This window comes from Algoriphagus aquimarinus (assembly GCF_900112005.1).
In the GTDB taxonomy this organism is placed as follows: domain Bacteria; phylum Bacteroidota; class Bacteroidia; order Cytophagales; family Cyclobacteriaceae; genus Algoriphagus; species Algoriphagus aquimarinus.
This window is the reverse complement of record NZ_FOKK01000007.1, coordinates 54,124-66,888: the sequence shown is the minus strand read 5'-3', so window position 1 is coordinate 66,888 and position 12,765 is coordinate 54,124. Positions and strand designations below refer to the sequence as shown.

At 38.7% G+C, this 12,765-nt stretch carries 11 protein-coding genes; all 11 read left to right on the top strand.

What is annotated here, in order from left to right:
• The first annotated feature begins 7 nt into the window (after positions 1-7).
• The 11 genes from BM291_RS10710 (at position 8) to asnB (ending at position 12,763) form a co-directional block, all read left to right on the top strand.
• On the top strand, positions 8-1,327 hold the full coding sequence (locus BM291_RS10710; RefSeq protein ID WP_092897211.1) for a UDP-glucose dehydrogenase family protein: 1,320 nt from the start codon (positions 8-10) through the stop codon (positions 1,325-1,327).
• Positions 1,328-1,386: 59 nt separating this feature from the next.
• Positions 1,387-2,004, top strand: a complete 618-nt coding sequence (locus tag BM291_RS10705; protein ID WP_092897209.1) for a DapH/DapD/GlmU-related protein — start codon at positions 1,387-1,389, stop codon at positions 2,002-2,004.
• 35 nt (positions 2,005-2,039) lie between these two features.
• Entirely contained in the window at positions 2,040-3,131 is a 1,092-nt protein-coding gene (locus tag BM291_RS10700; protein ID WP_092897207.1) for a GNVR domain-containing protein, read from the top strand.
• A gap of 7 nt (positions 3,132-3,138) precedes the next feature.
• Positions 3,139-4,266: a DegT/DnrJ/EryC1/StrS family aminotransferase gene (locus tag BM291_RS10695; protein ID WP_092897205.1), complete on the top strand. Its 1,128-nt coding sequence runs from the start codon at positions 3,139-3,141 to the stop codon at positions 4,264-4,266.
• Between the two features lie 108 nt (positions 4,267-4,374).
• Positions 4,375-4,947, top strand: coding sequence for an acyltransferase (locus BM291_RS10690; RefSeq protein WP_092897203.1), 573 nt, complete (start codon positions 4,375-4,377; stop codon positions 4,945-4,947).
• Between the two features lie 2 nt (positions 4,948-4,949).
• On the top strand, positions 4,950-5,918 hold the full coding sequence (locus tag BM291_RS10685) for a Gfo/Idh/MocA family protein (RefSeq protein ID WP_092897201.1): 969 nt from the start codon (positions 4,950-4,952) through the stop codon (positions 5,916-5,918).
• 93 nt (positions 5,919-6,011) lie between these two features.
• The gene (rffA, locus tag BM291_RS10680; RefSeq protein WP_092897199.1) at positions 6,012-7,154 is read left to right on the top strand and encodes a dTDP-4-amino-4,6-dideoxygalactose transaminase; all 1,143 of its coding nucleotides are present in this window, start codon (positions 6,012-6,014) and stop codon (positions 7,152-7,154) included.
• Positions 7,151-8,287 (top strand): TDP-N-acetylfucosamine:lipid II N-acetylfucosaminyltransferase family protein, encoded by a 1,137-nt coding sequence (locus tag BM291_RS10675; RefSeq protein ID WP_092897197.1) that lies wholly within the window; start codon positions 7,151-7,153, stop codon positions 8,285-8,287. The genes rffA and BM291_RS10675 overlap by 4 nt, the downstream gene beginning before the upstream one ends.
• Positions 8,284-9,747: a lipopolysaccharide biosynthesis protein gene (locus BM291_RS10670; protein ID WP_092897195.1), complete on the top strand. Its 1,464-nt coding sequence runs from the start codon at positions 8,284-8,286 to the stop codon at positions 9,745-9,747. Before BM291_RS10675 ends, BM291_RS10670 begins: the two co-directional genes overlap by 4 nt.
• A 3-nt stretch (positions 9,748-9,750) precedes the next feature.
• Positions 9,751-10,881 carry a glycosyltransferase family protein gene (locus BM291_RS10665; protein WP_092897193.1) on the top strand — a complete coding sequence of 377 codons (1,131 nt, stop codon included), beginning with the start codon at positions 9,751-9,753 and terminating at the stop codon, positions 10,879-10,881.
• A gap of 7 nt (positions 10,882-10,888) precedes the next feature.
• Positions 10,889-12,763, top strand: a complete 1,875-nt coding sequence (gene asnB / locus BM291_RS10660; RefSeq protein ID WP_092897191.1) for an asparagine synthase (glutamine-hydrolyzing) — start codon at positions 10,889-10,891, stop codon at positions 12,761-12,763.
• The last annotated feature ends 2 nt before the right edge of the window (positions 12,764-12,765 follow it).

The following is a 12,765-nucleotide window of genomic DNA, read 5'->3' as shown; positions in this document are numbered from 1 at the left end:
GAATTATATGAAAATAGCAGTAGTAGGTACCGGATATGTAGGATTAGTATCAGGAGCATGTTTTGCTGATGTAGGAATCGAAGTTACTTGTGTTGACATTGATCAAAAAAAAATAGACAACCTTAAAAATGGCATTATGCCTATTTATGAGCCAGGTCTAGAAGAAGTTGTAATTCGGAATTTTAAGAGCGGTAGACTCAAATTCAGTACAGATTTGGGTGAAGCCATTCAGGGAGCTTCGGTAGCTTTTATAGCTGTAGGGACGCCTCCAGGTGAAGATGGATCAGCGGATTTGAAGTATGTGTTGGGAGTGGCAGATGAGATCGGTACGAAAATGACAGATTACATCGTGGTAGCTACCAAAAGTACTGTGCCAGTTACCACTGGTGAGAAAGTTCGTGCAGCGATCAAAGCTGCACTCAGCAAAAGAGGTTCTGAATTGCCATTTGCTGTAGCATCAAATCCTGAATTCCTAAAGGAAGGTGCAGCAGTAGAAGATTTTTTGAAGCCAGATAGAATTGTAATCGGCGTAGATGATGAACGTGCTGAAGAGATCATGAAGCGTTTGTATAAGCCATTTCAGCTAAGTGGAGAGCGAATTATCTATATGGATATTCCTTCTGCTGAAATGACTAAGTATGCAGCGAATGCCATGCTGGCCACTAAGATTTCTTTCATGAATGATATTGCAAATCTATGTGAACTCGTAGGTGCAGATGCAAATATGGTAAGAAGAGGAATTGGTTCTGATCCAAGGATTGGTAATAAATTCATATATCCAGGTGTAGGTTATGGAGGTTCTTGCTTTCCAAAAGATGTAAAAGCTATCATCAAAACTGCCAAGCAATATGGCTACGACTTGAGAGTGCTTCAAGCTGTGGAAGAAGTAAATGATGATCAGAAATACGTGCTTTCAAAGAAAGTTAAAGAGCATTTTGGAGAAGACTTAACAGGCATGACCTTCGCGATGTGGGGTTTGAGTTTCAAACCAAACACTGATGATATGCGTGAGGCACCCGCAGGAGTGATCATTGATGAATTGAGAGCCGCTGGAGCTACTGTGAAAGCATACGATCCAGTCGCTATGGATGAAGCCAGAGAGCATTACATTTTTGATAAAGTGACCTATTGCAAAGATGCTTACGAAGCCTTAGTAGACGCTGATGCTTTACTTCTCGTGACTGAGTGGTCGGAATTTAGAATTCCTAGCTGGGATGTAGTAGGCAGACTTTTGAAAAACAAAGTCATCTTCGATGGTAGAAATATTTATGATAGAAAATACCTAAAAACTCTGGGTTTTGAAGCTCACGGAATCGGATCTAAGTAATGTTTATTGCCCTTGTTAATGATACAAGGGCTTTACTATGTTTTGACGAATAGTAAGTAATGATAATTGCTGGTGCTGGCGGACATTCTCTTGAGATCAAAGCTGAGCTGATAACATTAGGTTTTGATGCGCTTGATCTTTTGGTATATGATGATGAAATAGGGAGATCTGACTTTGATGAAAACTTGCTTTTAAAGTTTAAGTTAGAAGCTTCCATTGTCTCCCTTTTTGATAAAGACTCAAGATTTGTATTAGGAGTTGGTAATCCATTTTTTAGAGAAAAATTATATCAAAAACTAACTTCTCTCGGGGGAAAGTTATTTTCTATAAAAGCTATTTCAGCTCGGGTAGAAACCAAAGATGAGCTTCAATATGACGCATTATCCTTCAGTTTTGTAGGTTCAAATGTGAAAATTGGAAAAGGAACATTGATCAATGTGAGAGCTGGCGTACATCATGAAAGTGAAATAGGGGAGTTCTGCGAGATCAGTCCCGGAGCTATTTTGCTTGGAGGAGTTAAGATTGGAGATAAATGCCGTATTGGTGCTGGGGCAGTCCTCCTACCTGGAGTCACATTAGGCGAGAAAGTAGTAGTTGGCGCTGGGGCTGTTGTGACTAAGGATTTTAGTTCAGGAAGTAAGGTGAAAGGGATTCCAGCTTCACCAGTTTCAATATGATTTTGAGTAATTTAAATTTTTGTTAAGTGGTGTCAATGAATGATCAGTCAAGTATGGAGATGAATTACCTGGATTTGATCCGAAAAATTTTCCTAAATAAAAGAAGGCTATTGCTATTCACTTTGTCAGGCCTAATTATCGGGATTTTGATTGCTTTCACTAGTCCAAAGGAATATACCTCATCTTCTCTGGTTATACTTGAAGAAAACAATAGTGGCGGACAACTAGGGCAAATGGGAGCACTTGTAGGTCTTGCGGGTATTTCCCTCCCTCAAATGCAGGGAGATCAAGCAGTATTAAGCTCGGAATTATTTCCAGATGTGATTCATAGCAGGGATTTTTTGCTCGGGATCATGAAAGAATCCTTTTACTTTCAAACCAAAGGTAAGGAGATGACCTTGGAGGAATATTATATGGAGGAAAAGCCAGGTAATATTGTTAAGAAGAGTATTGATTTTATTTTTAGTATTCCGGCAAGAATTATTGGAATATTCTCCTCTCAAGAATTAGTCATTTCTGAGGATGAAGTTGGAACAGGAGAAGCGGTTATTACTCCCTATGTATTTGTATCATCTTCAGAGATTTTTGCCATGGGTCAATTAAAAGCTAGAATTTTGATTGAAGATAAAATGAAATTGATTGAGCTTAAGGTATCCATGCCGGAAGCTTTAATAGCCGCCAAAGTCAATGCGATAGTTTATGAAAAACTAATCGACTATGTCACTAATTACAAAACGGCCAAGCAACAGGTGAATTTGGATTTTATTGAGGAGAGAGTGAAGGAGGCAGAAAATAAGTTTCTACAATCTCAAATGAAACTTGCTTCTTTTAGAGATTCCAATCAGGGCATGGTCTCTAGAAGAGCAATGACCAAGGAAGAACAGTTACAATTTGAATTTAACATTGCTTTTAATATCTACAACTCTATGGAGCAGGAATTGGAGCAAGCAATGATTCAGCTAAAAAAAGAAACTCCAATTTTTACAATAATGGAAAAAGCCAGTATTCCATTAGGGCCTAGTAAGCCTAATAAACCTCTCATTATTATTTTTAGCTTATTTCTAGGGTTTTTTGTTGGTATTTTGTTTTCAATTTACAGGATTTTGCTCTCCCTATATTCTAAGTAATTTAATTATGCGTGCTATTCAAATGGTGGACTTAAGGTCCCAATATGATTTAATTAAACCTGAGGTAGATCAGGCGATTCAAGAAGTTATTGATACCACTGCTTTTATCAATGGCCCTCAGGTTAAGAGTTTCTCTAGTTCCTTGGCGGCGTATACCGGAGCCAAGTATGTGATTACTTGCGGTAATGGTACAGATGCATTGCAGATAGCCATGATGGGCTTAGATTTCCAGCCTGGACAAGAGGTAATCGTTCCAGCTTTTACTTACGTGGCAACTGCAGAAGTGATTGCTTTGCTGGGCCTAGTCCCTGTATTTATAGATGTGATAGGTACTACCTATGAACTCGATATCACTCAATTAGAATCAAAAATAACATCAAAAACTGCCGGAATAGTGCCGGTTCATCTATACGGGCAATGTTCGAACATGGAAGCTATTTTGGCTGTAGCCAAAAAGCATAACATCAAGGTCATTGAAGATACTGCTCAGGCAATAGGAGCCAAATATACCTTCTCAGACGGAAGAGTAAGGCAAGCAGGTACCATGGGAGATGTGGGAACTACCTCCTTTTTCCCTTCCAAGAACTTAGGTTGTTATGGAGATGGAGGGGCCATGTTTACCAACAGTGCTGAGCTGGCCGAGAAACTACACATGATCGCTAATCATGGTCAAATGAAGAAGTATCATCATCACATCGTTGGAGTAAATTCAAGGTTGGATACGTTGCAAGCCGCTATTTTGAATGTAAAACTTCAGCACTTGGATCGCTACTCTACTTCCAGAAATGAAGTGGCTGACGCTTACGATAAGGCATTTGCTGGACATACCCATATTAAGATTCCAATAAGAGCAACTAATTCTACCCATGCCTTTCACCAGTATACGATACAAGTCGAAGGAGTCAGTAGAGATGAATTGAAAAGCTATCTGGCTGAAAAAGGAGTCCCTTCCATGGTTTATTATCCGCTTCCACTTCATCAGCAGGAAGCCTATAAGAATTTGGGATTCAAAAAAGGTGATTTCCCTGTAGCGGAATCCCTTTGTGAGAAAGTGCTTTCTCTTCCTATCCATACCGAGATGAAAGCTGAAGATCAAGAATATATTATTGAAGCGATAAACCGATTTTTTGAATGAAATCGAGCGAGCTCCTAGCAGATGGTAGTACACAGTAGCTACCGCGAAAGAAGTATCACGCAAGATTCTTTACGATAGCCATTGGGTCATTAAAACACTTATAAACAGATGAAAGAATACTTCGCGCATGAAAGTGCCTACATAGATGAAGGTTGTGAAATCGGGACCGGAACTAAAATCTGGCATTTTTCACATGTGATGCCTAATTGTAAAATTGGAGAGAGATGTAACATTGGCCAGAATGTGGTAGTATCGCCAGGTGTGATTCTTGGCAACAATGTTAAAATCCAAAATAATGTATCTGTCTACACAGGAGTAACCTGCGATGATGATGTGTTCTTAGGGCCTTCTATGGTTTTTACCAATGTGATAAATCCTAGAAGTGCTGTGAACCGAAAGTCCGAATATGCAAAGACTCATGTAGGAAAAGGAGCCAGCATAGGGGCTAATGCTACAATTGTCTGTGGCCATGATATTGGGTCATTTGCATTTATAGGAGCAGGAGCAGTAATTACCAAAAATGTACCGGATTTTGCATTAATGGTTGGTAATCCAGCCCGGCAAATGGGATGGATGAGTGAATTTGGATCCAAATTAGTATTTAACGCGCAGGGCGAAGCTGAATGTGCGGAGACAGGCGATCGCTATATGCTCCAAAATAACCAAGTAACAAAACTTTAAGAATGAAGAATTTTGCTTTGATAGGTGCCGCAGGATATATAGCTCCTCGACATATGAAAGCTGTAAAGGATACAGGTAATGTATTACTCGCAGCCTATGATAAATTTGACAGTGTGGGTGTAATGGATAGCCATTTCCCAGATGCTGATTTTTTCACTGAGTTCGAACGATTCGATAGACATATCGAAAAACTTAAGCGAACAGATAAGAAGATAGACTATGTGAGTATTTGCTCGCCTAACTACCTGCACGATTCCCATATCCGTTTTGGATTGCGAGTAGGTGCTAATGTGATTTGTGAGAAGCCACTGGTGCTTAACCCTTGGAATATTGATGCCTTATCAGAGGTGGAGAAGGAGCATGGAACACGCGTGTACAATATTCTTCAACTGAGATTGCATTCTTCTATAATCGCATTGAAGAAAAAGATTGAAGAAGGCCCAGCTGACAAAATATACGATGTTGACCTAGCCTATATTACTTCCAGAGGTCACTGGTACTATACTTCTTGGAAAGGTGATGTGAGCAAATCAGGTGGAATTGCTACCAATATTGGCGTTCACTTCTACGATATGCTCACCTGGGTATTCGGAGCAGTGAAGAAAAATGTGGTTCATGTGCATACCCATGACAGAGCATCGGGATATTTCGAATTGGAAAGAGCGAGAGTACGATGGTTTTTAAGTATCAATGCGGATACCTTACCGGATGCTGTCAAAGCAAAAGGTGGACGAACCTATCGCTCCCTGACTATGGAAGGAACGGAAATAGAATTCTCTGATGGATTCACGGAACTGCACACGCATAGCTACCAGCATGTATTAGATGGGAAAGGGTTCGGGTTGGAAGAAGCACGACCAAGTATAGAGATTGTACAACACATTAGGCATGCAGAACCTATCGGACTGAAGGGGGATTATCATCCGCTGGCGAAAAGCCCATTAGCAAAACATCCTTTTACAACTACTTGAATATTATAAGTTTAAAATTTTGATTAGATTTCTTATCTCAGCCATTTCTCAAGTAGTATTCCTAAATAATTGTTTTAAAGCCTCAATTAATTTATGATTCCATTCAATAAACCATTTAAAACGGGAAAAGAGCTCGAGTATATAGCAGATGCTATAGCATCAGGAAAAATTTCCGGAAATGGTAAATACACTAAGTTGTGTCAAACATTTTTTGAAGAGAAGTATGGATTCAAAAAGTGCCTGCTAACTAATTCCTGCACGGATGCCTTGGAGATGGCAGCTATTTTATTGAATATTAAGCCAGGAGACGAGGTGATTATGCCTTCGTACACATTTGTATCTACAGCAAATGCTTTTGTACTTAGAGGAGCGAAAATAAGGTTTGTCGATAGTTTTCCTGATCATCCGACGATGGATGTATCTTTGATTGAGGGGTTAATCACTCCAAAGACAAAAGCCATAGTAGTAGTTCACTATGCCGGAGTAGCATGTAAGATGGATGAGCTCATGGAGATTGCTAATCGCCATCAATTGTACGTGGTGGAAGATGCGGCACAGGCTATTGATAATTATTTTATTGATGATAATGAACAAAAGATACCACTAGGATCAATAGGTCATTTGGCAACATTTTCTTTTCATGACACTAAAAATATAATCTCTGGAGAAGGAGGTATGCTCGTAGTGTCCGATTCTGAATTATCAGGCCGAGCAGAGATAATTTGGGAAAAAGGGACCAACCGAACAGCATTTTTCAGGGGAGAGGTGGCAAAATACAGTTGGGTCGACATAGGCTCTTCATTTTTGCCATCAGAGATAACTGCCGCTTTTCTATGGGCTCAGCTGGAGCACATGGATATGATCCAACAGAAGCGAATTAAAATCTGGGAGAATTATAAAGAAGGGTTAAATGAACTCGCGCAGACTGAGAAGATCAAGACCTGCTCTATTCCCGCATACTCAACCAACAATGCCCATTTATTCTATATAGATTGCTTGACTTTAGATAGGAGGGATTTTATCATTCGAGAACTCAAATCGAAAGGAATATGGGCAGTGTTTCATTACCTCAGCCTTCATACAAGTGAATTCTATAAGGATCTCCATGAGGGGGGACCGCTTGTGAATTCAGATCATTTTTCAAACTGTCTCTTAAGATTGCCTTTATTTGTAGAACTCGAAGCTGTTGATCAAGATCTCATCATCAACCTCTTAAAGGATATCCTATCAGAATGAAGGAAGTGTTAGTGTTACTACCAGATTCCCCATATTCAGATTGGATTATACAAAAAGTGCAGCTACTTCAGGGTACTAACTATGACTTTGCATGCTTCGGTGTGGAAAGAAACTATATAAAATCTCCTGTCTGCACTTTCATGATGCCTGGCTCAAGTGCGTATCAGGAATTTATAAAAAAAAAAAATAAGTATGATCGAGTTGTCATCCATTACCATACCCAGGAAACTGGGTTTTTTGTGGAGAAATCTCAGATACCTTCGGAGAAATTGGTGTGGGTACTTTGGAGTGGCGATCTATATAATTCTAAATTCTACAAAAAGCCTCTTTATCTCCGCCAAACTCTGCTTTGGAAAGAAGCCAATACTACTGAACTAAAGCGAAATAGCAAGTTAAAGGAATATGTGAAAAGCCTATTAGGAAAGATTAATTCCTATGATTACCAAAAGTCTTTTCAACGAATAAAATACATTGGTACCTGTTTTCCCACTGATGTAAATGAGGCAGATGATACATTTGGGAAATGTTATATTATTATTCCACATAATATATTGTCCATCAATGAATTATTTGAGGTAAACTCATTTGCCACTATTCAATCCACAGGTACTAAGATTTTACTTGGACATTCGGGCGCAGTGGAAAATAATCATCTCGATGGGATCGATTTATTACAAAAATTAAGGATTTCACATCAAATCCTTTGCCCTCTTTCCTACGGAGGAGAGGAATATATAAAAGCAGTAATCTCAGCTGGAAACAATGCTTTTGGAGATAAATTCCAACCCCTAACAGCCTTCTTACCTAAGATTGAATATTACCAACTACTGACGGAAGTTGGATTTGCAGTTTTTTTTCTTAGAATCCAGCAGGCATTTGGGAATATTTTAGGATTACTGTTTTTGGGTGTGAAGATTTTTCTACCCAAGGAAAATTCTATTTTTATAGATTTGAGAAAAAAGGGATTTTTACTTTTTTCAATTGAAGAGCTTTCTAAAAAGGCTATTTCTAATGGATTAAATGAACAAGATAGATTACAAAACAGAAGTTTGATTCTCAAATTATACAATGAAGAAAAGATTGCAGAGAGCTATGAAAGAATGTATTTAGGATCAATGAATAATGTAGAATGAGTGTCCTGAAGAATTTGAAGAATCTTGCTTCTGACAGCATGATTTACGGACTTTCAGGTATTCTAACGCGTTTTATTGGTGTCTTTTTGACACCAATTTATACCAGAGTATATTCACCTGATGATTACGGTATCATAGGAATCCTTACCAATGGCTATTTCCTGATTTCCATAGTACTGGTTTTAGCATTAGACAACTCGACGGCACGTTGGTTTTACGATACCGAGGATCATTCTGAGCGAAAGCAAATTATTAATACCTGGTTATACTTTTATCTGTTAGCTTCTGTATTGGCGGCTATCTTTTTTGTTTTTACAGCTGATTACTGGTCAAGATTACTTCTTGATGAGTATTCCCAGGGGCCATACTTGATTAAACTTCTTGCAATTACGCTTCCACTACTTGTCTGGCCTGCAGTGGGTGTCAATATCTTGCGATTTGAGCGAAAAGCAAAACAGGCAGTTTTTCTTTCCATATTTCAAAGTTTAGTTCTAATAGGATTAAATGTCCTCTTTGTGGTAATCCTTCGTAAAGGAGTTGAGGGAGTTTATTATGCTCAACTTTTAGGGGCTATCGTCACCTTGCCATTGGCAGCATATTTTTTGCGTAACTGGATGGGAACGCCTAGGTGGTTCAGCTTTTCGAAGTTCTCTGAAATGTTTAAATATGCACTTCCCTTCATTCCTGCAAGTCTGGGGTATTGGGTAGTTAATTTGTCAGGCGTTTTTTTTGTAAATGAGTACCTAGAGAAGAGTGATGTTGGCCTGTACCAGATAGGCATAAGTATAGCCGCGGTGGCAGGATTGGCAACTACCGCCTTTCAGCAAGCTTGGTCTCCCTTTGCATTCTCAATAATCAATCAATCTAACTCTAAAGAGGTATATGCTGCATCTCTTCAATTCTATGTTTTGGTAGTAGGATTGATGTGTACAATTATCTCTGTATTTGCACATGAGGCCTTAGTTATTTTGACTACTCCTGATTATTACAACGCAGCCATAGTAGCGAGTATCCTTACCTTCAATTATTTGCTAATTGGTCTTTCAAATATCGCAGGATTAGGAGCTGCCATTGCTAAAAAGACAGCACCATTAGGTCTTATTAGTCTGTTGTCAGCAGCTATTTTGATTGGGCTTAATTTCCTGCTTATACCTTTTTTTGGAAAAGAGGGTGCTGCAATATCAATTTGTATAGCACAGCTAATTATCCCAGTTTATATGTTCTGGAAGTCCCAAAAGCTGTTTTATATACCATATAACTTTTTGAAGAACCTGACAGTTTTTGTCGCGTTTATAATTTGTTCCATTTCATCATATTACCTTCCAGATGGTGGTTTCTTTTACACTTTAGCTCTAAAAGCACTGCTACTAGGTGTCACTTTCGCTATAATTGCGTGGGTAAATAAGGAAGAACTTCTCAAAATCAGAGGAGTAATAATGACTCGATTTACCGCATCCTAATTCATGAGAATATTAATCTTTACTGTTAATCCACTGCACAATGCTCCTCGAGTGATAAGAGAAATTGAAGCGTTGAAAGAGGATTTTGAGATTGTAGCAACAGGTATCACGCCTCCTCATGATGATAGTATAAAGTATATCAATGCTGAAAAGTTTTTACTCACTCACTTTGAATATACTCTGGGGAAAATCTTTCAAGTGATTTCATTTGGTAAGGTGTTTAAAAGAAGATATTTCACAATTCAACGTAAAATTGATAAGCTTCTCAAGGATGTAAACCCAGATTTAGTAATAGTCCATCCTGGAACATTTTTGCCCTATTTTTTCAGTAAGAACAAATCTTTTAAAGTAATTTTTAATGCACACGAATTTCATCCTAGAGAATTCGAAAGTGACCTACGATGGAGAAATACATGGGGGAAAATTCACCATCATATCTATCAAACCTATCTCCCTAGGCTGGATTTAATGATTAATGTGTGTGAAGGAATTGCAAAGGAGTGTTTGGAGAATTACCATACTCATAGTATAGTAATTCCTAATGCTGGGACCTACCATGATGAGCTCTTTCCAAAGCATAAATCCGAAGGTAAAATAAGGATGATTCATCACGGAGTCGCTATCAAAAGTAGGCAGTTAGAAATGATGATTGATGTGGCAGCACAGTTGGAGGGCAAGTTTGAATTGGATATGATGTTAGTTTTTAATGATGAGACTTATCATCAAAAGCTTAAAAGACTTGCTGATAAGTATAATAATGTAAGAATTATTCCGCCTGTGAAGTTTGACGAAATAGTTCCAATTCTTCATGACTATGATTTAGGGATATTCCTTTTGCCTCCGGATAATTTTAATTATTTGCACGCTTTGCCAAATAAGTTTTTTGAATTTATACAGGCCAGATTGGCCATAGCTGTAGGACCTTCTCCAGAGATGGCCTCTTTGGTGAAAAAACACAATTTCGGGGTAGTGTCTTCTGATTTCCAGGTACATACAATGGTTCAGAACTTGAGACATCTTTCTCATGATGAAGTCAATAGTTTTAAAGATTCTTCTCACTTAGCTGCAGAGTTATTAAATTCTGATAACTATAAAAATATCCTTTTGAGTACGATAATCAACTTATTGAAATAGAACTTTTATGTGCGGAATAGCAGGAATACTTTCTGAAAACCCAAATCAAGTAACCAAAGAGAAGTTGGTCAAGATGACTAACGCTATAATTCACCGTGGGCCAGATGGTTCAGGTCATTGGGTCAGTGAGGATGGTTTTGTAGGCTTTGGCCATCGGAGACTCTCTATCCTCGATCTTAGCGAATCAGGTGCGCAGCCTATGCATTATCTTGATCGTTACACCTTGACTTTTAATGGGGAGATTTACAATTACCTTGAAATAAAGGAGCAGCTGATCCAGAAGGGTTATCAGTTTCGAAGCCACTCAGATACGGAGGTTTTACTTGCTCTTTTCGATTTGAAGCGGGAGAGATGCCTCCAACAGTTGGATGGGATGTTTGCTTTTGCACTACATGACAAGCAAACTGGAGAAGTGTTTTGCGCAAGAGACAGATTCGGGGAAAAACCTTTTTTCTATACGCAGTTTGATGGCGCTTTCTACTTTGGTTCTGAAATGAAGGAATTTTGGGCTGCAGGAATAGCCAAAACGCCAAATCCTGAAATGGTTTTCAATTACCTTCATTTTGATCTATTGGAAAACCACTCCGATTTAGGTCAGACTTTTTTCAAAGGAGTGAGAAAATTGGCGCCTGGACATTTTCTTATATGGGAAAAAGGAGAGTATCGCGTAGAAAAATATTGGCAAATCGATCCGTACTTTCAAAATCGTTCGATAAGTCTGGAAGAAGCTAAGGAGAAATTCAGAACTCTTTTTATGGAATCTGTGAGCAGAAGACTAAGATCTGATGTATTGGTGGGATCCAGCTTGTCAGGTGGGATAGACAGTTCTTTGGTAGTCTGCGCCATGGATCAACTGCTCCATGATCATCCTGAATCTATCCAAAACACCTTTTCTGCCCGCTTCAAGAACTTTTATAAAGACGAAGGGTATTTTATTGATAAAGTAAGAGCTCAAACCAAAATCACGTCACATGAGGTGTACAGTGAGATGGATGAAATGGAGGATGTTTTTGATAAAATCTGCTATCACCAAGAGGAGCCGTTTGGTTCGGCAAGCATATTAGTTCAATACCAAGTATATGAGCTAGCAAAGAAAAAAGGAGTGACGGTACTACTAGATGGTCAAGGAGCGGATGAGATTCTAGCCGGCTATCACCCGTATTTCACCACATTTTTCAACGAAATCAAGAAAAAATCAGGCGCAAAATTTGAAAAGGAATTCGCTGCCTACCAAAGCCTTCATTTAGAAAACCAAATCAATGCAAAGATTGGAAAGCCGGGCTTGAAGCAATCAGTTGCTTCCCGCTTTCCTACCTTGATAAATAAGCTAGGAAGAAAAGTCGTCAACTATAAAAAGGAAAACTCGACATTGATGTCGGATGACTTCTTTAAAGATTATAGAAAAAAGGCCTACAATGATTTCAATTTCGATTTAGGTAATCTTAATAGCCACCTTTACTTTTCAACCTTTGAAGTAGGATTGCCCACCTTGCTTAGATATGCTGACCGTAATTCTATGGCACATAGCAGAGAAGTTCGACTTCCTTTTCTTTCTCATGAATTAGTAGAGTTTGTATTCTCTATGCCTGCCGAGTTTAAGATTCACAATGGCTGGACCAAATATTTGATGAGAGAAGCATTTCAAGGGCTTCTTCCAGAGGAAATTACTTGGAGAAAGGATAAAATTGGATTTGAACCACCACAGAAATCCTGGATGGAAAGTTTAAAAAGCCAAGAAAAAATTAGAGCGGCACGAGAAGTATTGAGTAAAGAAGGGATCCTTAAAAATGGAGCTGCAGATCTCCCTATAGTTTCTCAAGCAGCCAATACTCAAGGTGACGGAAGTTGGAGTCATCTTATGGTCGCAAAAATGTATGAGTAGTG

Bases quoted from the DNA above. Each gene is read 5' to 3' on its own strand.
- BM291_RS10665 (WP_092897193.1), top strand. From the start codon at position 9,751: ATGAGAATATTAATCTTTACTGTTAATCCACTGCACAATGCTCCTCGA.
- BM291_RS10690 (WP_092897203.1), top strand. From the start codon at position 4,375: ATGAAAGAATACTTCGCGCATGAAAGTGCCTACATAGATGAAGGTTGT.
- BM291_RS10710 (WP_092897211.1), top strand. From the start codon at position 8: ATGAAAATAGCAGTAGTAGGTACCGGATATGTAGGATTAGTATCAGGA.
- BM291_RS10670 (WP_092897195.1), top strand. From the start codon at position 8,284: ATGAGTGTCCTGAAGAATTTGAAGAATCTTGCTTCTGACAGCATGATT.
- BM291_RS10685 (WP_092897201.1), top strand. From the start codon at position 4,950: ATGAAGAATTTTGCTTTGATAGGTGCCGCAGGATATATAGCTCCTCGA.
- BM291_RS10705 (WP_092897209.1), top strand. From the start codon at position 1,387: ATGATAATTGCTGGTGCTGGCGGACATTCTCTTGAGATCAAAGCTGAG.
- rffA (WP_092897199.1), top strand. From the start codon at position 6,012: ATGATTCCATTCAATAAACCATTTAAAACGGGAAAAGAGCTCGAGTAT.
- BM291_RS10700 (WP_092897207.1), top strand. From the start codon at position 2,040: ATGAATGATCAGTCAAGTATGGAGATGAATTACCTGGATTTGATCCGA.
- BM291_RS10675 (WP_092897197.1), top strand. From the start codon at position 7,151: ATGAAGGAAGTGTTAGTGTTACTACCAGATTCCCCATATTCAGATTGG.
- BM291_RS10695 (WP_092897205.1), top strand. From the start codon at position 3,139: ATGCGTGCTATTCAAATGGTGGACTTAAGGTCCCAATATGATTTAATT.
- asnB (WP_092897191.1), top strand. From the start codon at position 10,889: ATGTGCGGAATAGCAGGAATACTTTCTGAAAACCCAAATCAAGTAACC.